Raw genomic sequence first — 22392 nt, 5'->3', positions numbered from 1 at the left:
GTTTCTTCAAGGAAAAAGGCGGTCCAAAAGCTTCTGTAAACCTACTATTTCAGGAAAGGAGCGATCATTGTGGCTTGGCAATGGATTCAATTTCTAGCATTTCTCTTAGTAACTGGTTACGGCTTGTATTTATTTGGAAAAGTTGTCTATCATCGCTACTTATATATTAAGCTAGGAAAACAGGTGGAAATGGAAAGGAAGCTGGATGAACGGTTTAGGACGTTTGTCTCTCAAGTATTCGGTCAATCAAAATTGTTGAAGGACAAAAAAAGTGGAATCATGCATGTGATTATTTTCTATGGATTTATCATTGTACAGTTTGGTGCCTTGGATATCATTGTCAAAGGCCTAGGGGCAAATGGGCTTCCGGTTCCTGGCTATCACGTCTTTAACCTCTTTCAGGAAGTGACAGTCTTTCTCATTTTGCTTGCAGTTGGCTATGCTGCCTACCGCCGTTACGGGGAGAAGCTGCCGCGCTTAAAAAGAGGGAAAAAGCCTAGAATCGTTATTTATTTCATTTTTTCCTTAATGTTATCGGTTTTATTGACGCTTGGATTTGAGCGGATCGTACATGAGCTCTCCTTTTCTTGGTATGCTCCGATTTCCTCTGTGATCGCAGCAACTTTTACATGGGTTGGAGAGGTCACAGCACATGTTCTCTTTTACACGTTTTGGTGGGCGCATTTGTTGATTTTGCTGGCGTTTTTAGTGTATGTTCCGCAGTCGAAGCATTTTCATCTTTTCGTTGCTCCGATCAACATTTTTTTAAGACGAACGGAGCCGGTTGGCCAATTGAGAAGCCTTGATCTTGAGGATGAAGATGCGGAATCATTCGGTGTTGGAAAAATTGAGGATTTCTCGCAGCAGCAAATGCTTGACTTCTATTCTTGTGTGGAATGTGGACGCTGCACGGATGTGTGTCCAGCTTCCAATACGGGCAAGGTTCTTTCGCCGATGCATCTGATTGTAAAGCTGCGAGACCACCTGACTGAAAAAGGAGCAGCGATCACATCGAAATCACCTTGGGTACCGGAGTCTAAGTATAAACAAACTGGTATACACAGTGTACACGATGTTCATGCAGAAGAGGTCGAGTGGGGGCAAGGGACGACGATTCAACCGACGATGACGCTTCAGCAGCAGATGTGGTCGACAAGTGATCAAAATGTGCAGGAGCTAAGTCTCGTTGGCGATGTGATGACCGAGGAAGAGATTTGGGCATGTACGACATGTCGGAACTGTGAGGATCAATGTCCAGTCGGAAATGAACATGTTGATAAAATCGTTGACTTGCGCCGGTATTTGCTTCTTATGGAAGGCAGTGTTCCTCATGAAGGCCAGCGTGCGATGCAGAACATTGAACGTCAAGGGAATCCGTGGGGAATCAATCGAAGAGACCGTGCGAAGTGGACAGAAGACATTGAAGGGATTCCGGTGCCGACAGTAAAGGAAAATCCTGATTTTGAGATTCTTTACTTTGTCGGTTCGATGGGATCATACGATAATCGCAGCCGGAAAGTGTCCCGAGCGTTTGTAAGATTACTTAATGAAGCAGGCGTCAACTTTGCGATTCTTGGCAATGAAGAGAAAAATTCCGGTGATACACCGAGAAGAATGGGCAATGAATTACTGTTCCAAGAGCTATGCATGGAAAACATCGCAACATTCCAGAAATACAATGTGAAAAAAATTGTTACAGCCTGTCCGCATACTTTTAATACGATGAAAAATGAATACCCAGAGTTTGGTTTAGACGGGGTTGAGGTCCTTCATCATACCGAGTTTCTCAATCAACTAGTGAAAGAAGGCCGGTTGACGCCAACGTATGAATTGAATGAGCGGATTACGTATCATGATTCCTGTTATCTTGGGCGCTATAACAATCTTTATGAGCAGCCTCGAGATATCCTCCGTTCGATTAAAGGTGTGGAATTGCTTGAGATGGAGCGTAACCGTGAGAATGGAATGTGCTGCGGCGCAGGGGGAGGTATGATGTGGATGGAGGAAACTGCTGGAAAGAGGGTGAATCTCGCTCGTACGGAGCAGGCGCTTGACGTGAATCCGACGATGATTAGCAGTGCATGCCCGTTTTGTCTCACAATGCTAGATGATGGTACGAAAGCAATGGAAGTAGAGGAGCGTGTGAAGACAAAGGATATTGCTGAGATCTTAGAGCAAGCTGTCTTTGGCGAGTCTAGTAAACTAACAGGATAGAACAGGAGGTTTCATCGTATGGAAAGACAAATTCGACGTGCAGCTGTAATCGGTTCGGGCGTTATGGGAGCAAGCATTGCAGCCCACCTAGCAAACGTGGGGATCCCTTGTCTCTTGCTCGATATTGTTCCTGATCAATTGACAGAAGAAGAGAAAAGAAAAGGACTGAATCTAGATAGTAAGGAAGTCCGTAACCGTAAAGCTGTAAATGCCATAAAGAGGCTTAAGAAAACAAAACCAGCCCCGCTGTATGATGAGGATTTAGTATCGTTTATTACTCCTGGCAATATAGAGGATGATTTGGAGCGAATAAAGGAAGTTGATTGGATTATTGAAGTGATTGTTGAAAATCTTGACATGAAGAAGCAACTTTTCGAGCGCGTTGAAACGGTATGGGAGAAGGGAACAATTGTCAGCTCTAACACCTCAGGCATTTCCATCAATGCAATGGTCGAGGGGCGCAGTGAGGAATTTAAAAAGCACTTTCTCGGCACACATTTCTTTAATCCGCCCCGCTATATGAAACTATTAGAAATTATTCCAGGCAAGCAAACACTGCCGGAAATCGTAGACATCATGAGTCAATTTTGTGAGAAAAAGCTCGGCAAAGGGGTCGTGATTGCGAAGGATACGCCGAATTTTATCGCGAACCGGATCGGAGCATACAGTCTGCACGTCACACTAAACGAAATGCTTGCTAAAGGATATACAGTCGAAGAAATGGATGCCATTACCGGACCGGCAATGGGGCGTCCGAAAAGTGCGACATTTCGAACGTTGGACTTAGTGGGACTTGATACGTTTGTTCATATTGCCAACAATATGTACGAAAAAGTAACCGATGAAGCGGAGAAAAAAGTATTTAAAGTTCCGGATATTTTACGGGAGATGGTTGAAAAAGGCTGGATTGGCGAGAAGGCGGGGCAGGGCTTTTATAAAAAGGTGAAGAACGAAAAGAGGAAGGAGATTCTTTCCCTTAATCTTCAGACGATGGAATACGAACCGCGAAAGAAAGCGGTCGGGGCATCTTTGGAAACAGCAAAAATGGCAAAAGGAACAAAGCAAAAGCTGAAAGCGCTCTTGAGTGCGCAGGATCATTACTCTGAACTCGCCTGGAATACGCTTAAAAAAGTACTCCTTTATTCAGCGGAAAAAGTTGGAGAAATTGCGGATTCGATTCTGGAAATTGATGAAGCAATGAAGTGGGGCTTTAATTGGGAGCTTGGCCCGTTTGAAACGTGGGATGCAATTGGATTGGAAACATCGGTAAAGCGGATGGAAGCAGAAGGGTTGAGCGTTCCACAATGGGTGAAAGATTGGCTTGAAGCTGGGAACAAATCGTTTTACACGAAGCAAGAAGGTACGACGTTTTTCGTTTCAAATGGTGCCTACAAACAACGAGAGCCAAAGCCTGAAGTGATTTCACTACGGACGCTTAAAGAGCAAAATAAGGTTGTAAAAGCGAACAGTGGAGCCAGCCTGATTGATCTTGGTGATGGAATCGCATGTCTCGAATTCCATTCCCCTAACAATGCGATTGGTGCAGATATTTTAACGATGATTGAGCAAAGCATCGAAGAAGTCCGCAGCCATTACGATGGGCTCGTCATTGCCAATCAAGGACGGAATTTCTGCGTTGGCGCAAACTTAATGATGCTCTTGATGGAAGCGCAGGATGAAGAATGGGATGAAGTTGAGCATATTATCCGCGTATTCCAGCGTACAATGTATCACTTAAAGCATTTTGAAAAGCCTGTCATTGCAGCTCCGCATGGGATGACCTTAGGCGGCGGTGTTGAGGTTTGTCTGCCGGCCGATCAAGTTGTCGCCTCAGCAGAAACGTACTACGGATTGGTCGAGGCTGGTGTTGGGTTAATTCCGGCAGGCGGAGGATGTAAGGAACTCATCAGTCGTCTTAGCAGCTCTGTTACGAATCCTGAGGTTGATTTACAGCCATATGTCAACAACATTTTTGAAACGATCGGCATGGGAAAGGTATCGACAAGTGCTTTAGATGCGAAAAAACTCGGTTACTTGCGTGATGAGGATACTGTTGTTGTCCATCAGGATCATCTCATTTATGAAGCAAAGCAGGCTGCACTAAGGTTGGTTGAAGAGGAGTATGCTCCAAAGCCAAAGGAGGATATTCGCGTCGTCGGAAACGAAGGGAAGGCGGTGTTGAAGCTAGGTGCTTATCAAATGAAGCTGGCGGGTTATATTAGTGACCATGACCTATTGATTGCCAATAAACTGGCTCACGTATTAGCTGGGGGGGATGTTCCTGCGGGGACACGAGTGAGTGAACAATATATGCTCGATCTCGAACGGGAAGCCTTTTTAAGCTTGTGCGGTGAGCCGAAAACCAGGCAGCGCATGCAGTACATGTTAAGCAAAGGGAAACCATTACGTAACTAAATGAGAAATGAGGTGAACTGTGTGAGAGAAGCAGTGATTGTATCGATAGCACGCACACCGGCGGGGAAGGCAAAGAAAGGCGGATTTGCGCAAACACGCATAGAGGACTTAGGAAGTACGGTTTTAAATGCGGTTATGGAGCGGGTTCCCGGATTAAAGAAAGAGGATGTGGAGGATATCATTATTGGGTGTGCCATGCCTGAAGGGGAGCAGGGATTAAATGTTGCAAGAATTATCTCCCTTTATGCTGGTTTTCCGGCTGCCACTCCAGCCATTACGATTAACCGATTTTGCTCATCCGGGTTGCAGTCGATTGCGTTTGCCGCAGAGCGTGTCATGCTCGGCCATGCCGATACTGTCATCGGCGGAGGAGTAGAGAGCATGAGTCATGTCCCGATGACGGGATTTAAGCTTTCCCCGCATCCGCAAATCGTCGAGGAAATGCCGGAAATCTATATGGGGATGGGCTTTACGGCTGAAGAAGTGGCAGAACGATTTAATGTTTCACGAAAGGATCAGGATCGTTTTGCCGCAGCGAGCCACCAGAAAGCAGCAGCAGCTGTTCGGGCAGGGAAATTTAAGGAAGAAATTGCCCCGGTGCAAACAGCGCTTAAAGGAGTCGATGAGAAAGGCAATCGCTGGGAAAAGCAAACCGTTGTCGACACGGACGAAGGGGTTCGTCCGGATACAAGTGTTGACGTACTGGCAGGACTAAAGCCGGCATTCAAGCAGGGAGGGACCGTAACTGCCGGAAACTCGTCGCAAATGAGTGATGGTGCAGCAGCGTGCGTTGTGATGAGTAAAGAGAAAGCGGAAGCACTTGGCCTAAAACCATTAGCTACGTTTAAATCCTTTGCAGTGGCTGGCGTTGAGCCTGAGATTATGGGTGTTGGTCCGATCAAGGCGATTCCAAAAGCTCTTGACATGGCAGGGGTTAGTCAGGATGACATCAAGCTTTTTGAAATAAACGAAGCATTTGCAGCACAATGCTTGCCAATCATTCGCGAACTGAATATCGATGAGGAGAAAGTAAACGTGAATGGAGGAGCGATTGCACTGGGCCACCCTCTCGGATGTACAGGAGCCAAGTTATCCTCAACCTTGCTTTATGAGCTGAAACGACGAGGCGGCGGGTACGGAGTGGTTTCAATGTGTATCGGCGGCGGCATGGGTGCAGCTGGAGTTTTTGAAGTGCATCCGGGGTAAAATGATGCGTGAAACTCGCTGAATCACCATTCTGCATACGTAACCAGCACCATGAAAGAAAGGGGAACTCAATGATGGGTGAAAAAATAGTTGGTGGAAGCTTTATTATTGACGATGTCGACTATAACTCGGTTGTCACACCTGATGATTTTACACAAGAGCAGCGAATGATTGCCGAAACCACAAAGGATTTTATTGAAGGAGAGATTCTGCCACAGGATGACGCGCTTGAAAGCTTAAACTATGATCTTACGGTAAAGTTCCTGCAAAAGGCTGGAGAATTGGGGCTTCTTAGTGCGGATGTGCCAGAGCAATATCAAGGTCTTGGTCTAGATAAAGTAAGCTCGACTTTAATCAGTGAACGCTTCTCTAAAGCATCGTCTTTTGCTCTATCTGTTGGTGCACACGTCGGTATTGGTACCTTGCCGATCGTTTACTTTGGAACAGACGAGCAAAAGAAAAAATACCTGCCTCACTTAGCCAGCGGCCAAAAAATTGCAGCCTATTGCCTGACAGAACCATCCTCTGGTTCAGATGCGCTTGGTGCAAAAACAACCGCCACGTTATCTGAGGATGGTACGCACTATATTTTAAACGGAACGAAGCAGTTTATTACGAATGCTGCCTTTGCTGATATTTTCATCGTTTATGCGAAAGTGAATGGAACGGATTTTAGTACATTTATTGTTGAGAAAACGATGGAAGGAGTCAGTATTGGTCCAGAAGAAAAGAAAATGGGCATCAAAGGCTGCTCCACGTGTCCGCTTATTTTGGAAGATGTGAAGGTTCCTGCTGAGAATCTGTTGTGGGAGGTTGGAAAAGGTCATCTGATTGCCTTTAACATTTTGAACATCGGCCGATTTAAGCTTGCGGCTGGTTGCCTCGGTGCATCAAAGGATACGATTGAACTGGCATCGGCCTATGCGAATGAAAGAGTTCAATTTAACCAGCCAATCTCATCCTTCGCTCTCATTCGTAATAAATTAGCAGAAATGAATATTAGAGCGTATGTTCTGGACAGTATGGTGTATCGAACGGCTGGATTAATAGATTCGAGTATGAACGATATTGATTTCAACAGTTCAGATGCGGGGATGGCGTCGGCCAAAGCGATTGCTGAGTATGCGCTAGAGTGCTCGATCAATAAAGTATTTGGGTCTGAGACGTTAGATTTTCTTGCAGATGAAGGGGTTCAAATTCACGGTGGCTACGGGTTTATACAAGAATATCAAATCGAGCGGATCTATCGTGATTCGCGCATCAATCGAATTTTTGAAGGAACGAATGAAATCAACCGTTTGCTCATACCAGGTACTCTTATTAAGCGAGCAATGAAGGGCGAGCTTCCTCTGATGCAAAAAGCAGAAGCACTGCAAGAAGAGCTGCTTACATTTATGCCAAAAAGGACGTTTGAAGGGCTCTTGGAGCAAGAACAGTACATGATTGCAATGGCGAAGAAAATCTTCTTAATGATCGGAGGTCTAGCCGTACAAAAATACCAGCAAAAACTTGAAAATGAACAAGAAATCCTGAGTCATCTAGCTGACATCATGATCCAAGTGTATGCAACGGAAAGTGCGTTTCTCAGAACGAAGAAGCTGATCGCTAAGCAGGGTGAAGAGAAAGCGGCCAATGCAATCGCGATGACGCAAGTATTTGTTCACGAATCCTTTGAAACAATCGAATCTCTCGCTAAGGATGCTTTAGCTGCGATGGAGTCAGGGGATATGCTCAAGACTCAGCTATCTGTACTAAAAAAGCTAGCTCGCCGAACGCCAGTCAATACGGTTGTACTGAAAAGACAAATTGCCGAGCGTGTCATTTCAGCTGAGAAGTATGTCGTTTAACAACTGAATGTCATAGCCAAAAAGGAGAGTTGGATATGTCTGAAAAAGTATGGTTAGAGTATTACCCCAAAGAAGTCGCACCGTCATACGAATATCCAAAGCAAAATTTGGCTCAATTCATGTTAGACACAGCAGAAAAATATCCTCAACATACAGCGCTGTTTTTCTATGGAAAAAAGATCACATATAAACAGTTATTAAAGGAAACATACCAGTTTGCCAATGTCTTAAAAGGGTTAGGGATTGAGAAGGGCGATCGGGTAGCAATTATGCTCCCGAATTGTCCTCAATCAGTCATCGCTTACTACGGAGCATTAATGATTGGTGCGATTGTCGTTCAAACCAATCCGCTTTATGTGGAAAGAGAATTGGAGCATCAGATGAATGATTCTGGAGCGAGCGTGCTTATCGCTTTGGATCTTTTGTTTAAGCGTGTTCAAAACGTATTGCCGAAAATAGAAGTAAGACATACGATTTTCACCTCCATTAAGGACTACTTGCCATTCCCCAAAAATATACTGTACCCGATCAAGACAAAAAAAGAAGGTTTATCGATGGATGTCAGCTACGATCAGAATACGCATTCGTTTAAGGAACTTCTATCTATAGCACCTGCTAACCCGATTAACGTCAAAATGGATGCGGAAAAAGATTTGGCTCTGCTTCAGTACACAGGTGGTACAACTGGCGTGTCCAAAGGTGTCATGCTTACCCACTATAATCTTGTCGCCAATACTTTGCAGACGAGAGCCTGGGTATATCGGAGTGAGGAAGCGAAAGAACGATACTTGGCAGCGCTCCCATTTTTTCATGTATTTGGAATGACCGCCCTCATGAATCTTTCCATAAGATTGGGAGGTACGCTCATTCTTCTCCCGAAGTTTGATGTAGACATGACGTTAAAGTTAATTGACAAACTGCAGCCGACTACATTTCCTGGAGCGCCAACGATGTATATGTCATTAATCCATCATTCCAAAATAAAAAAATATGATTTATCGTCGATTAATATATGTATTAGTGGTGCGGCCCCGCTGCCCGGTGAGGTCCAAGACACGTTCGAGAAGATAACCGGGGGCAAGCTGATTGAAGGCTACGGTTTAACCGAAGCTTCTCCCGTAACCCATGCGAATAACATATGGGAAAAACGAAAGCTCGGCTCGATCGGGATTCCTTTTCCAGATACGGTTGCAAAAGTTGTCGATCCGGATAATGGTGAAGAGCTTGAAAACGGGGAAGTGGGTGAGCTGATCATTCAAGGACCACAGGTGATGAGAGGCTACTGGAAACGACCGGAGGAAACGAGTAACACCTTAAAGGATGGATGGCTTTATACAGGTGATATGGCGAAAATGGATGATGACGGCTTCTTTTACATTATCGATCGTAAAAAAGACCTCATCATTGCCGGCGGATTTAATATTTACCCTCGAGAAATTGAGGAGGTCTTGTTTGAACATCCAGCAATAATCGATGCCGTTGCGGCGGGAGTTCCCGATGAATACCGAGGTGAAACGGTGAAGGCATACATTGTTTTAAAAGAAGGTGCAACAACAGACGAAAAGGAGCTTGAAGCGTTTTGTCGAGAAAGGCTTGCCGCATACAAAATACCGCGAATATACGAATTCCGCGAAAGTCTGCCAAAGTCATTAATAGGAAAAACCTTGCGCCGATTGCTAGTTGAAGAAGAGAAAGAAAAAAACGAAAAATAAATGCAAAACAAAAAGGAAGTCTCGTAAGAAATATGTTTTTATCTTATGAGACTTTTTCTCCGTAAAGGGGGCACTATTTAAAAGAAAGAGGCCACTATTTGGGGAAAATGGGCCATTTTTCTTGATAAATGGGTCATTATTTTCATGAAACGGGCCACTTTTTTGCGAAAACGGGTCACTCTCCAATATATGATCAAAAGGTTATGGCATAGGACAATCTTTTTCTAACATAAAGTTTAACGAACGACTCGAATCGTTGAGGGCTATTCAAGATTGATCACGGTGAGTAATTGATGGAAGTCTCACTTTATGGTAAAGCCTCGTGCAATCAACATGAGCACACATAAAAAGGAGGGGGCATTCATCGAGGATAAAATTAAAAAAATATTTGAAGATGAAATGAGTCTTCTTACTAAGGCGAAGAAAGGACTGGAAGACAAATATGTCACGATACCGATAGCCGAAAGCATGATACGTCGGGCTGTAAGCAAGAAAAAAATAAAGGGAATTACAAATTTAGATATCCGTTTGGTGAAAGATAAAATTGTCATCAGTGGTGCCGCGAAAAAGCTCCGAATCACGATTCATTTTCAGATGGATTTAAAACCATTAGCAGCCGAGAACCGGGAGTTGTCATTCAGAATAGTCAGAATGAAGCCCTTAAATCAGGAGTGGTTAACAAAAAAACTTCTAAATAAATCGCCTTATCTTCATTGCCATAAAGGAATCATCCATATAGATCTAAACCAAATGGAAAAGGCGAAAGCGATTCGAATAGGGAAACTCAAGCATTTTGAGGTGAGAGATGAAAAACTGTGGATTGGTGTTGGCCTTTAATCAAGAGCACCCTGCTGCTTTAAGGTGGCAGGGTAGTTTTAGTTGATATTCTTTCGTGCAGATATCGAGTCTTTTGTTAAGGGTTTTATGGAGATTTTTTTTGCTAAAAATAAGTACCAAAATATAAAAGTGCGAAATCAAAATGGTACTAAAAAGACGAGTAAGAACCAAGAACAGAAAGTAAATGAGTTAAAATGGCACTTAAAGCCGGTTTAAGTGCCATTTTGAAAGACAATATCATAAGTTTGGAACTAAGAGAGTGGCTGACATGCTTGCAAGTGATGGTGAAGGAAGAAGTACGTGCCGATGAGCAACAGCGAAGGGATATCAAATTAGCGGTGTTCTTATCTTCCTTATTAATAAAAAATACGCGCTTAATGGTGCTCAGCCAACGGAGAATTTTATCCAAGCGTTTGAGCAGCAGAGAAGTCATAAAATTACCAAATAAACTGTGAAGGAGGCACTTTGTAATATTTTTTGAACGCTTTTGAGAAGCTGTATGGATCAGGGTATCCGAGCATCTCAGCGATTTGCTGAATGGAATAGCTTCTGCTCTGCAACAAATCACGGGCACGATTCATTTTTAGCTGATAGATATAACGGCCTGGTGTAATACCCAAGGCTTGTTTGAAGTAAAAGATGAAATATTTCTCCGACATGCCCGCTATTCTAGCAAGCTCCCAAATGCGGAGAGGTTGATGCAGATGATCCTGGATAAAATCGAAGACGGGTTGCAGTGTCTGCAGATTCCTATTTTTCCTTCTATTGGGAGTATGGTTTAAAAATTCCCCTTGATATTCCCCAAGCCCATAACGTTCCATAATCTTGGCGAGTAGAATCGTCAGACATCCTTTCAACCGGAAGCCGGACATCGGGGTGTTACGTTTATATTGATCATAAGTATCTAAAAACAGGCTGATTTCCTCTTGAACAAGCTTGGTTGTCATAATTCCCGGAAGTTGAAAATTGTCTAGAATTTCATGATGATCCCCAAGTCCAAAATCAAAATGTGTGAAAATAAACCTGCAACCGCCTAGGGTTGTTGCCGTATAGGCCACTTTTGGACTGAAAAGAATTAAATCTCCTTCTTGTGCGAGGTGCACCTCATCGTGAATACGGATTTCTATTTGCCCTTCTTGCACATACCACAAGTCATAATCTTTATGATTTTTGCTCTCTACCCAATCACTTGGATGAACAATTTCGCTGCAAGCATTTATTCGAAGCATCACAAGCTCAGATAGCTCATTAAAAATATGTAAGTTTTCCACGGTAACCAACTCCGTACTTTTCGACATAATAACTATATACTATTGTAACAAAAGGGGATAAGAAGAAGTAGTAATCTTACTAAATGACATGAAAAGCTAACTTCCCCACATTTTTATATGTGATTTATAACATATAATGGATAACGAGACTAAATGTAGGAGGAGATCATCATAACTAGTAATCAACCGAAAGTAGTTGTGTTAGGAGCGGGAAGTTTGTTCTTTGGTCGTCAGTGCATCTGGCAAATGGTTCATTCCGAGCATCTAAATAAAGGTACTTTGGCCTTGGTAGATACCAACGAAGAGAGGTTGAACAAGCTGGTGAAGCTTGCCAGAATGGTTGTCGATGCTAATAATGTAGATTTAAAGATTGAGGGATCGATTGATCGTAAGGATGTACTGAAGGATGCGGATTTTGTAGTACTTAGCTTCGCTGATGATACAGTAAAATATAGGGGGATCGACTGTGAAGTCTCCGAGAAGTATGGAATAAGAATGTGCTCGGGAGATACAATCGGGCCAGGCGGGATTTTCCGAGCAATGCGCGAACTTCCAGCGATCATGGATTGTGCAAGGGATATCGAAGAAATTTGTCCTGAGGCATGGGTGATTAATTATATTAATCCGTCCACTGTCAATGGCATGGCGTTAAAGCGATATGCGCCTAATCTAAAGAGTTTTGCACTATGTGATTCGCACCATATGCCACATAAGAAAATTATCTATGCCAAGCGGGCAGGTATTATTAAAAATGAAAACGAATACACAGAAGAGATGGATCAAAAATTCGATCTCCGTATTGCTGGGGTAAACCATTTTACTTGGCTGTTAAAAGCGGAGTATGAAGGGAAGGATGTCCGTCCCGCGATTGCTGAATCATTGAGGCGATCAGCCGAAACAGAAACAGTAGGGGGCGACACAGGAGCCAAGGCACTCTTCAATGATTCAATAAGCTACCAATTATACGACATCTTTGGATATGTTCCAACCTGTACTGCTCATACAAAGGAGTACGTCCCTTATTGGCAAGGACTTGGCAAACTGGAAGATGACATTCCACCGCTATCGATTTGGGAAACGGAAGATCGGTATAAACGCCATGAGGAGATGTGGCAGCAGATAGACCGTTTCCTAAGTGGCGAAACACCAATCGAGGAGTATATGACAACTTTCGGTCCAGACCATGCAACAGATATTATTGAAAATATGGTGGGGGGATTAGGAAAACCGTTCTACATTAACACATTCAACCAAGGTGCCGTAACGAATATGAACGACGATGCCCTCTTAGAGCTGTTGTGTGAGGTTACGATGGATGGGGTGAAGCCGTTACCTGTTGGTGAGATGCCTCGCGGAATTCGCGGCATGCAGGAAGTCGTACTGGATACCCATGAATTAACGGCTGAAGCTGTTGTTGAAGGCGACCGCAAGAAGCTTAGAAGGGCGATGTTGACAGACCCACTAGTCAATTCCATTGCTGATGCAGACCAAATCATAGATGAACTTCTAGAGTTGGAGAAGGATGTTATTCCTAAAGATTGGTATGCTATAAAGTCTTACGTAGTTAAATAGGAGTTATTTCAGTCACCGATCCTCTGGTGCCTTTTTTTTCGGATTTTGTCTATTTTGAGAAGTGGCAGGCGCCATTAATATGGGGGAGATGCACCGAAAAAGCGTTGTCAGACGATAGCATTTCCTTGATTACTTGTTTTATGGCAAATTTATAAAAAGTAAGTACCAAAATTTAAAGCGAGAAATTAAAATAGTACTTAAAATAAGAATAAGAACCAAAACGAGAAAGCAAATAGCCAAAATGGAACTTAAAACTGGTTTAAGTGCCAAAATGAAACCCAAGATCATAAATTTGGTACTTAGAAAGTGAATAAGTACCAAAATTTCAATTTAACAAGCTGATTTTGGTAGTGACAGGCAACATTAATAACTCTATCATCTATCAAAAATATAAAAGACTTGTCCTATTTTCCTACTAGACTTCATAGAGTAGAAGTAAGAGGTGTTGCTTGTGGTGAAATATGGGAAAGAAATTTTTAAGGATAACTTCACACAACTAATGACTATTGTTGTTAGTTTAGTGTTAGCTATTGTGGCTCAAAAGCTGTCTGGGGAAATAGCAAATATGTCTTTAATAGCTTTTATCATGGAAGGTTACGCCATGATTGATAGTAGTGGGCATTTGAGTATTTACCGTAATGTTTTGTTACCTTTTATGATGTATTTCCTTTCCTGTGCATTTCTGCTTTGGATGGGGATTACCAATTTCGTAACGTGTAACGAAAGGGCCGACAAGTCTTTTGTACTTTTAAAAATCGTATTGGGTTATCTACAGTTTGTATTATTTGGAATGCTCCTAATTTTTTCAGGAAAACTATTTGTTTATTTTATGGTATTGGCATTCATAACAATCATTTTGACAGCTATTCTCAAATTTGCAGCAACTTTTCCTAAGGTGACGGAAAAAGCATAAAAGAGTTCCCCATAAATATGTCCATGATGGATGCGCCGTTTGTTATGGAGAGTGTTATAAGAAGTTTGCAACAAATCTATCAAGATAACATCAGTTATTAGAAACAACATAGCTAAACAAAATTAGAGTATCAGGCATTGTTTCCAACATGCCTGATTTTTTTGTTCCTATAGCCCGTAGCCAAATCTAAACAACGAATAAAACCAAACAGAATTAGTGAAAAATTTTCTCTAAAGTTATACACTATTTAAAGTGGTAAAAGAATTAAAGTTTCATAATTTATAGGGTTCATATCAAAACCCAATGTAGAAGGAGATAGATTAATGAATGCGTTAACAAATACAAAACGGTTACAGTTGGCTTTACTATTAGGATCACTATCCATACTAGGTCCTTTCACAATAGATATGTATTTGCCGTCATTCCCAACTATTGTGGAAGAATTTCAAACAAATGCTTCTTTAGTACAAATTAGTTTAACAACTTGCTTGTTAGGACTCGGCTTGGGGCAGTTAATCATTGGGCCGATGAGTGATGTACAAGGTCGTCGGAAACCATTGCTTATTTTTCTCGGCTTATATTTACTATCTTCTTTAACATGCGCTGTAGCGCCTAATATTTATGTGTTGATCGTTTCACGTTTCATACAAGGCTTTGCAGCAGCAGGTGGACTCGTCATTTCCAGAGCAATCGTTAGAGATCTCTATAGTGGAAGAGAATTAACGAAATTCTTTGCTACGTTGATGTTGGTTGGAAATCTAGGACCAATTGTTGCACCGGTAATGGGTGGCGCTATTCTCTCCTTTGCAAATTGGAATGTGGTTTTCGTTGTCTTGGCGTGCGTTAGTTTAGTTTTAATCTTAACTATTTCATTCAAACTTGAAGAGACATTACCAACTGAAAGACGTATACCAAGCAATTTTAAGCAAGTCGTCGGTAATTTTGGCTCCTTATTAAAGGACAGAGAATTTACAGGTTATGCTTTTGCGCAAGGTTTTACGATTGCAGGAATCTTTGCTTATGTATCCGGTATCCCTTTTGTCTATCAAAATATCTATGGCGTTTCGCCTCAAGTATTTAGTTTCTTATTTGGTTTGAACGGTTTCGGATTAATTATGGGTACTCAAATTGTTGGTCGAGTATCGGTTGTTTCGGAGAAAACTTTTTTGAAGATAGGTTTGACTATTTCTAATTCGGCTGCTATTTCATTGCTTATAGCTCTTCTGTTAAAAGCACCATTAGTAGCTGTTGCTATTCCTATTTTCTTTCTCGTAACTTCCATCAGTATTATTGCAACTTCTTCTTTTGCTTTAGCTATCGAAACAAAGGGGCACATTGCAGGAAGTGCATCTGCATTACTAGGTGTATTGCCATTTTTACTCGGTTCTTTAACCGCTCCACTTGCGGGAATAGCAGGGGAACATACAGCTATTCCAATGGGGATTGTTATCTTTTGCGGAAGCTTTTTAGCCTTTTTATCCTATTTTGTGTTAGCTCGAAAAGCCCCAATTAAAATAGAGGAAGCAAAACAAGTTGTAAATAATAATTAGAGTCATGAAATATCCACACACCTTTCTAATCGAAACATTATTCGAATAGAAAGGTGTTATTTTAAAAATCAAACGAAATCAATTGTTGAATATAAATTATTGATTAATAAATGTCACGTTTGGGAAAAATGATATATAAATATGTTACATGATCGTTAATTTTGATGATATAATAAATGTATTAGGAGGGATGTAAGGTGAATAAGGTGTATGAAGTCATTTTAAAAGAATATGGATATGATGAGCCTGTATTTACGAAAGATTTGAAAAAGCGTATCAATATGTCCGATGAAGCCTTACGTCAAAATTTGAAAAGATTGTCTGATAAAGGTAATTTAATTAAAGTTAGGAATGGTATTTATTACGTACCAAGAGCCAACAGTGTATTAAAGAAGCCACGTGTAAACATAGATAAAGTAATAAGACGAAGATATATAAAACCAATTGATAAAAATGTAATAGGTTATATAACGGGAACAAATTTTTCGAATCAGCTTGGTTTAACTTCACAAACAGCCAGTATGACAACGATTGTAACGAATGAAACAGGAAGACCTGAATATGAAGTAACACTTGGCAAAAAAGTTGTGAAACTAAAGAAACCAAGAATAAGAATCGATAGTCAGAACTATAAACTGTTGCAAGTATTAGATTTATTGAATGATTTCGATCGAATAAGTGAAATTCCATTAGAAAAATCCGTTGATTCTATAAGGAGATATTTAAAGGATGCTAATTTTACCATCAGTGAATTAAATCAGTATCTAAAAAAATATCCGAGAAAAACATTGGAAAATATATTAGAAATGGAGCTTTATAATGAATTTGCACGGAAATAAGGAAGTATTTCAAGAAGTAGTTGAAGCTGCATCAGATGAATTTAACTTACTACCTTTTCAAGTGGAAAAGGATTATTACGTATCACTATTGTTAAAAAAACTACATGAGGTTGCGCCAAATATAGTATTTAAAGGCGGGACCTCTCTTTCAAAATGTTATGATGTCATAAATCGTTTTTCGGAGGACATTGATTTAACGATCAATTTTGAAGGGAATAAGTTAACAAGTGGCCCATTGAAGAGAAACCAAGAACCATTGATTCAATCAATTAAAGAAACAATAGAGAAACTAGATTTTACTTTATTAAATGATGAACATGAGGAACCCATACGATCTAAAAGACATTTTAATAAGTATAGGATTGGTTACAATCAGACTTATAAGGATGTGGATGACTTACAAATGCTAGATCATATTCTCATTGAAACAACACTTGCATTTAAAGCATTCCCGTGCGAAGTAAAACCTGTTAGTAACTACATAACTAAATTTTTAGAAAAAGAGAATTTAATAAATTTAATTGAGGAGTATCATTTGGCTCCTTTTTCTATGAGTACTCAATCTATCGATAGGACTTTTTTGGACAAGTTATTTGCTATATGTGACTATCATCATGAAAAGGACTATAACCGCAAATCACGACATATTTATGATATTCATATGATTTATCAAAGCGGCTTACTAAATACAAAAAACTTAACATCTCTTGTAAGTCAAATAATAGAAACGCGAAGGATAGGCAAGAAAACATATTCCTGTGAAGCAGGTTTTGAACTATTAGATGTATTACAAGAAATAATAAACGATGCTGTTTTTAAGGAAGATTATGAGACAAATACAAGAGAGTTTTTATCAGAGTATGTTGATTATGAAATTTCCATTAACTCCTTGCAAGAGATCGTTACTAGAGGTTGGCTACCAGATGTGATTCCGGTAAATCCAGCTAATTTAATAGAATTTAAATAAATTCGATATGCAATTATTACAATAACTAAAGGTTTCAATTGGACGGTATGAGTGCACTCTACTAAATTGGGTATTGACCACAGGCACCATTAAATCCACACAACAGTTTCGCTAAGAGATAGGAGTTGGTAAATCTCGAATGAATTATTACACTATATGAAAAGCCTATTTAAACTTGAAAGATGAAGGAGAGATTCCCGTGGTGAACTATAGATTAAAGGCTCAAATGCTTGAGGTTGTAGATAATCAATTACGTGATAATGATCCAAAATGTACGAAAAAAGCATTAAATCGATTATTTGATCTTGGTTATGCCGAGAATGAATCAAAGGAAATGATTGCTGCTGTATTAGGAGAAGAAATGTTTGATATGATGAAAAATGAAGAAGTATATAATGAAAAACGTTACTGTAAAAAGTTGGGGAAACTTCCTGAGTACTATTTACGGAAATATATAGACGCAGAATCAGATGAAGAAATGCAAGTTCCTGTAGTTAATGAACAGAAAATTGGTAGAAACGACCCTTGCCCATGTGGTAGTGGGAAAAAATATAAGAAATGCTGTGGTTGAGGAAAACGAGAAGAGAACAAATACTTTCAACAAATGTATAATAAATAACTCAACTTTCGCATCATTAAAACACATAATTACTACAAATTATGAAGGAGTTTCATTATAGAAAGGAAGCTAATCATGCCAGAGTACAATAAATTAGTGCGAGATTTGGTTCCGCAAATCATTGAAAAATCCGGAAAGAATTATGAAACGAAGATACTAGATGATGAAGACTACATAACAGCATTAGGAGCTAAACTGGGTGAGGAAGTAGAGGAATACTTTGCCGCTGAAAATGATCAGGATCGTTTAGAAGAGTTAGCGGATGTATTAGAAGTCATTCATACCCTGGCTTACAAAGATGGTACAACGATGGAAGAGGTCGAGAAAATTCGTCAGCAAAAAGCAGAAAAACGTGGAGGATTTAAGGATAAAATTTTTCTAGTTGAGGTTGAAGATGAGTCATAAGTTAAAGGTGGGAGAGCTCCAAGAGACATACATAACAGATGAGGATATTTGGCGAATTTTTACCATTGTATTATCTAGCAAATCCGTTAAGTCCTCGACTTATAAATATGCACTGATCAAATCTTTGATTGAAAACCTATACCAGATCAATGATCAATTTGAGTTGACCTATGATCAGTTGGCCTATTCCTTTACAAAAATCTATTGGAACCTGATCGCCCATCATAATTTAGTCAAACAAAATAGAGGGAAAAATGCGAGGGTAGTCACAATTATAAAGGAAGCGCAAATGAAACATGGCATTCCAGCTGAGATTAGTTTTGATAAGATTGATTTAGACTTACAGGTAAAGCTCGTCAGTCAAGTAAAACGTACGATGAAAGAAAATGTGTATGGCGCACTTTATGGGGATACAAGAGGAAATTTTTATGCTTTCGATCATAAGCAAGAATGCTTGCGGTTAAACCCTGTTGTTCATCGCTTTATGTTAAATTATCAACGGTTAATTGTGAATCTTACCAATTATCATATGGCTACAATGATTGAAAAATTGAATGAAGTGCCAAGTATTAATTATTTACTTGGAAAAGTGGAAAGTATTGCAAGACGTTCTTCTTTACACCCGTTTGAAAAATTGCTACTACACTATTTTGATTCGACCTGTTTCTATTGTGGAAAATCATTAGCAAGCAGGAATAGACAAACCCATGTGGATCATTTTATCCCATGGTCGTTTGTGCAGTCTGATCAGATTTGGAATCTTGTTCTATCCTGTAATACGTGTAACAGTTCCAAAAGCGACAAACTTCCAACTAGAGATTACCTGGGGGTTATTATTGAGAGGAATAACGAATTGAATAAGCAAAAACAAGAAGATACAGATGTTAAAAAATTAATGACGAACTACAAAGACAAAAAGATCATTTTACTTTACGATTACTCGATTAAAAATGGTTTCGATACGATTTGGAGTCCGTGACATAATTCGGGGAGTGACAGGCACCAAGTATTAATATCAAATCTATTTCCAATAAGAAACAAGTTAGCCAATTTAAACTCCCTACAATTTAAAATCAATTTCATAGTATAACAACTTTATTATTAAAAAAATTAAGTTAACATATTCTAGTTTAATAAATGGAAGGTGCATGTGATCTAAAAAATATCCCTATTTATATTGTTTTTAATTCATACCAAGAGAAAATAAAATTATTCCACCAATAACGCATGCAATTAATCCCTAATAAACCGCCTACTAGATTATGGTCTAATATACTAACGATATTTCTTTTAAATTTAGCTTTATCCTCCAGTAAACTTTTGTAGCTTTGAGAGTGCACCATTTTTGTAACAAGACTATGCTGATTCCTATGCCATTGTTCATTAAGAAACGTCTCTTCCTCAGTTGTTAGGTTAAATTTAGATGAAATATCAGGTCGACTAGCTTGGTTTTCTATTATTCCTTTTGTAGCAGGATTTTTTAAATAATATAACATGATTGAAACAAAGGCTTGCCCAACGCTAATTTTAATTGTTCTAGAAGTAGGATTGTTTACGGCTACTAATGACAGACCATGCCATTGTGGATCTAGGATAGTAGATATATTGCCTATTCCCTTTGCAACTAAAGAAACTCTAGGATGGTAAGTACCACCAATTCTACGAGATACCCAGATAGCTTCTACAGTGAATATACATACTGTATTATTAGGTGGAATAGTTATGGTTGTTTCATCATCGCTTACTAGTTTAACTCACATCGTTTTCGTTCCACCTAATATATCCGTCCTTTACTCGATTCTACTAATAATTCTTATATATAAATTTATTTTAGAAAAAGTAAAAGTAATAATTTAAAACATCATAAAAGTGGGCATAATGTCACTAACAATAGCTTGGAGTGATATAAGTGTCTACTGCGAAAGCTTTTTTACATGAAAGAGTAATTTATGAATACTTGGAGTATAGGACAAAGCAAAATAAGTTATATTTGTATAAAACTTTTAGCAAAGGAAAGAGGGTTCTAAAAAGAGCATTATTTAAAGTAAATATGATAAAACCAATAGAAACTTCTTTTCCAGATATAAATGAAATGTTATTTGAAGGTACTAATAGAGTTCGGCCTGCCGAAGTGAAATTTCTTACATCATTATTTGATTATCATAAAATTGATAAATATGATAGGGAATTTAATAAATTTAAAAAGGAAAATGGTTGTATTATTGTACTAAAACACGATTTATTACCAAATGGATTAATTAATAAATTTAAAGTCGATATTTATGAAATTGATATTGAAGATTTTCGGGCTTTTGTAATTGAAAATTTTAACAGGCTCATACAAAAACAACTTCAAAACAGAGACAATAAATATCAAAAAATATGGCTTACTAGTCAAGTGAATAATTTTTATCACCATTATAGAACATACCCTGTAAAACCTGCTAGATTAAGTGGAATATGGTGTCCAACTAATAATTTGACTAGTTTTGACTTAGCAAAAGGTGATAAAATTCTTTTTGTTAAGTCTGGTGGTGAATTTCAAATAAAACAAAAATTAAATAAATACTGGAAAGATCAAAATGCTATTTACCCAAATTGGAAATTACAAAAGCTATTTGTAGGTAAAGTAACATCACCTATCATGAGTCGTGAAGAATATTGTGATATTCACGGGATTGACCCAAGCATCCCCCTATGGAATGATGAATATAAAAGTGGAAAAACAAAATGGACTAGAGTGTTTAGCTTTGAAAAAGAAAGAGAAATAATTATTAATGGTAATAAAGGTATATCGGTATCCGAAGCGTACGGTGATTTGGGAGAGTTAATTTTTCCTATACTATTTGACGTTTACACGCAACAAAACACTCGTGAAATAACTCCAAATCAATATTTTTCATTATTAGAGTATATATCTAGTAAGATATCTGATGAATTAGAGGCAAGTAGATTGTTAAAAGAAAAAGTAACGAATTTAATATCTAACATAAAGGAAAGTAGCTCAAATGCTTATAGAACAAATCATTTTATAGAAAATGAATTTAGGGACATTGAAAATAATTTTTTACAGTGAAAGGCAGTTTTCATCTATGTATTTTAGGTTTAGATTATTTTTAATGATTTCTGTGTATTCTTTACTTATCTCATATCCATAAGCATTTCTGTTTAGTTTTAAAGCGTTAATTAAGGTAGTACCAGTACCCGCAAAAGGGTCTAGAACTTTATCATCCTTTAAACTAAATAATTTAATTAATCGATAAGTTAAATCATCAGGGAAAGTAGCTGGATGTTTAGGATTTGGAGGGGAATGGATTTTCCATATAGGATTTAACCATTCAACTAAGTCATTTTTCATAAGTATATTTTCTTCTTGAGTTAATCTTTCAGGAATTGTCCCTCTACTTCTTTTGCCGGGTTTTCTAAAAACTAAAATGTGTTCCATTATTAGATCAGAGTATAGTAGTGGGGGTACAGCTTTATCTTTATTTTTTCCAGTACCAACCGATCCATAAATATTAGGGCCTTTTCTTTTTTTGACCCCGTATTTCTCCCAAATAAAGTGCTGAAATAAATCAAAATCCATCTCCTCTGTAAAGTATTCTATTATACTAGACTGTAATGAATAAATTCTAGGGCGCCCATTTTGCTTATAGTCTCCAGTCCTAACATCACCTACTACTATACATATAAAGGCATCTTCTTTTAGAACTCTCATACATTCAAACAGATTCTTTTTTAAATTTTCAAGAAACATCTTATAAGTCAAACCTTTTCCTAATTGATCTGGATGATTATAATCAATTATATTCCAGTAAGGAGGGCTTGTAACAATCAAGTCAATAGACCCTGTTTGAAATTCATTCATTCCAACTGTTGAATCTTTGTTATACATTATTAACTCCAAAATTTTCTCCTCCCTGTCCAACTCATTTATAAAAGGTATGATATCGCCTGCTTGTCCTATTCAAGTTGATTTTCTTTATTGTTTAATGAGTTGCTAACACCCTAGGAAGGTTGATACA

At 39.0% G+C, this 22392-nt stretch carries 17 protein-coding genes and 1 pseudogene; 15 read left to right on the top strand and 3 right to left on the bottom strand.

The genetic code is table 11. From position 1 onward, the window contains the following. The first annotated feature begins 69 nt into the window (after positions 1 to 69). The 6 genes from GHD00_RS01850 to GHD00_RS01825 all read left to right on the top strand — a co-directional run bounded on the left by GHD00_RS01850 (position 70) and on the right by GHD00_RS01825 (position 10231). On the top strand, positions 70 to 2214 hold the full coding sequence (locus GHD00_RS01850) for a (Fe-S)-binding protein (protein ID WP_163536376.1): 2145 nt from the start codon (positions 70 to 72) through the stop codon (positions 2212 to 2214). Between the two features lie 18 nt (positions 2215 to 2232). Further along, positions 2233 to 4629 carry a 3-hydroxyacyl-CoA dehydrogenase/enoyl-CoA hydratase family protein gene (locus GHD00_RS01845; protein ID WP_163536375.1) on the top strand — a complete coding sequence of 799 codons (2397 nt, stop codon included), beginning with the start codon at positions 2233 to 2235 and terminating at the stop codon, positions 4627 to 4629. 21 nt (positions 4630 to 4650) lie between these two features. Further along, positions 4651 to 5835: an acetyl-CoA C-acyltransferase gene (locus GHD00_RS01840; RefSeq protein ID WP_163536374.1), complete on the top strand. Its 1185-nt coding sequence runs from the start codon at positions 4651 to 4653 to the stop codon at positions 5833 to 5835. Positions 5836 to 5909: 74 nt separating this feature from the next. Continuing rightward, positions 5910 to 7682: an acyl-CoA dehydrogenase family protein gene (locus tag GHD00_RS01835; RefSeq protein WP_205600695.1), complete on the top strand. Its 1773-nt coding sequence runs from the start codon at positions 5910 to 5912 to the stop codon at positions 7680 to 7682. A 35-nt stretch (positions 7683 to 7717) separates the two neighbouring features. Then, positions 7718 to 9394 carry a long-chain-fatty-acid--CoA ligase gene (locus GHD00_RS01830; protein WP_205600694.1) on the top strand — a complete coding sequence of 559 codons (1677 nt, stop codon included), beginning with the start codon at positions 7718 to 7720 and terminating at the stop codon, positions 9392 to 9394. Positions 9395 to 9703: 309 nt separating this feature from the next. After that, positions 9704 to 10231: a hypothetical protein gene (locus GHD00_RS01825; protein WP_163536371.1), complete on the top strand. Its 528-nt coding sequence runs from the start codon at positions 9704 to 9706 to the stop codon at positions 10229 to 10231. A gap of 437 nt (positions 10232 to 10668) precedes the next feature. On the opposite strand, the gene GHD00_RS01820 is transcribed toward GHD00_RS01825, so the two are convergent. After that, entirely contained in the window at positions 10669 to 11502 is an 834-nt protein-coding gene (locus GHD00_RS01820) for an AraC family transcriptional regulator (RefSeq protein ID WP_240468564.1), read from the bottom strand. Between the two features lie 165 nt (positions 11503 to 11667). Here GHD00_RS01820 and GHD00_RS01815 point away from each other — a divergent pair, with 165 nt between their 5' ends. The 8 genes and pseudogenes from GHD00_RS01815 to GHD00_RS01775 all read left to right on the top strand — a co-directional run bounded on the left by GHD00_RS01815 (position 11668) and on the right by GHD00_RS01775 (position 19346). Further along, positions 11668 to 13074 carry a family 4 glycosyl hydrolase gene (locus tag GHD00_RS01815; protein ID WP_346427593.1) on the top strand — a complete coding sequence of 469 codons (1407 nt, stop codon included), beginning with the start codon at positions 11668 to 11670 and terminating at the stop codon, positions 13072 to 13074. A 451-nt stretch (positions 13075 to 13525) separates the two neighbouring features. Then, a complete protein-coding gene (locus GHD00_RS01810) occupies positions 13526 to 13987 on the top strand; it encodes a hypothetical protein (protein ID WP_163536369.1) in 462 nt (153 codons plus the stop codon). Positions 13988 to 14310: 323 nt separating this feature from the next. Next, positions 14311 to 15537, top strand: coding sequence for a Bcr/CflA family multidrug efflux MFS transporter (locus GHD00_RS01805; protein WP_163536368.1), 1227 nt, complete (start codon positions 14311 to 14313; stop codon positions 15535 to 15537). Between the two features lie 197 nt (positions 15538 to 15734). Then, positions 15735 to 16376, top strand: a complete 642-nt coding sequence (locus GHD00_RS01800) for a DUF6088 family protein (protein WP_163536367.1) — start codon at positions 15735 to 15737, stop codon at positions 16374 to 16376. After that, a complete protein-coding gene (locus GHD00_RS01795) occupies positions 16357 to 17343 on the top strand; it encodes a nucleotidyl transferase AbiEii/AbiGii toxin family protein (RefSeq protein ID WP_163536366.1) in 987 nt (328 codons plus the stop codon). The genes GHD00_RS01800 and GHD00_RS01795 overlap by 20 nt, the downstream gene beginning before the upstream one ends. Positions 17344 to 17830: 487 nt before the next feature. After that, a pseudogene (locus GHD00_RS01785) lies at positions 17831 to 17914 on the top strand (SEC-C metal-binding domain-containing protein); the annotation flags it as partial. Between the two features lie 123 nt (positions 17915 to 18037). Further along, entirely contained in the window at positions 18038 to 18367 is a 330-nt protein-coding gene (locus GHD00_RS01780; RefSeq protein WP_163536365.1) for a nucleoside triphosphate pyrophosphohydrolase, read from the top strand. Beyond that, positions 18357 to 19346: an HNH endonuclease domain-containing protein gene (locus GHD00_RS01775; protein WP_163536364.1), complete on the top strand. Its 990-nt coding sequence runs from the start codon at positions 18357 to 18359 to the stop codon at positions 19344 to 19346. Before GHD00_RS01780 ends, GHD00_RS01775 begins: the two co-directional genes overlap by 11 nt. 193 nt (positions 19347 to 19539) lie before the next feature. Here GHD00_RS01775 and GHD00_RS21395 read toward each other — a convergent pair whose 3' ends face one another. Continuing rightward, positions 19540 to 19863 (bottom strand): hypothetical protein, encoded by a 324-nt coding sequence (locus GHD00_RS21395; RefSeq protein WP_240468563.1) that lies wholly within the window; start codon positions 19861 to 19863, stop codon positions 19540 to 19542. Between the two features lie 413 nt (positions 19864 to 20276). Between GHD00_RS21395 and GHD00_RS01765 the strand changes: the two genes are divergently transcribed. Next, a complete protein-coding gene (locus tag GHD00_RS01765; protein WP_163536363.1) occupies positions 20277 to 21443 on the top strand; it encodes a hypothetical protein in 1167 nt (388 codons plus the stop codon). Here GHD00_RS01765 and GHD00_RS01760 read toward each other — a convergent pair. After that, on the bottom strand, positions 21435 to 22274 hold the full coding sequence (locus GHD00_RS01760) for a DNA-methyltransferase (protein WP_163536362.1): 840 nt from the start codon (positions 22272 to 22274) through the stop codon (positions 21435 to 21437). The genes GHD00_RS01765 and GHD00_RS01760 overlap by 9 nt on opposite strands. Positions 22275 to 22392 lie beyond the last annotated feature (118 nt).

The sequence above is a fragment of the Gracilibacillus sp. YIM 98692 genome (assembly GCF_010993965.1).
Lineage (GTDB): Bacteria > Bacillota > Bacilli > Bacillales > Amphibacillaceae > Gracilibacillus.
The sequence above is the reverse complement of the archived record's forward strand: the minus strand, read 5'-3'. Positions and strand labels throughout refer to the sequence as shown.

Bases quoted from the DNA above. Each gene is read 5' to 3' on its own strand.
- GHD00_RS01845 (WP_163536375.1), top strand. From the start codon at position 2,233: ATGGAAAGACAAATTCGACGTGCAGCTGTAATCGGTTCGGGCGTTATG.
- GHD00_RS01835 (WP_205600695.1), top strand. From the start codon at position 5,910: ATGGGTGAAAAAATAGTTGGTGGAAGCTTTATTATTGACGATGTCGAC.
- GHD00_RS01830 (WP_205600694.1), top strand. From the start codon at position 7,718: ATGTCTGAAAAAGTATGGTTAGAGTATTACCCCAAAGAAGTCGCACCG.
- GHD00_RS01825 (WP_163536371.1), top strand. From the start codon at position 9,704: ATGGTAAAGCCTCGTGCAATCAACATGAGCACACATAAAAAGGAGGGG.
- GHD00_RS01805 (WP_163536368.1), top strand. From the start codon at position 14,311: ATGAATGCGTTAACAAATACAAAACGGTTACAGTTGGCTTTACTATTA.
- GHD00_RS01795 (WP_163536366.1), top strand. From the start codon at position 16,357: ATGAATTTGCACGGAAATAAGGAAGTATTTCAAGAAGTAGTTGAAGCT.
- GHD00_RS01780 (WP_163536365.1), top strand. From the start codon at position 18,038: ATGCCAGAGTACAATAAATTAGTGCGAGATTTGGTTCCGCAAATCATT.
- GHD00_RS01775 (WP_163536364.1), top strand. From the start codon at position 18,357: ATGAGTCATAAGTTAAAGGTGGGAGAGCTCCAAGAGACATACATAACA.
- GHD00_RS21395 (WP_240468563.1), bottom strand. From the start codon at position 19,863: ATGTTATATTATTTAAAAAATCCTGCTACAAAAGGAATAATAGAAAAC.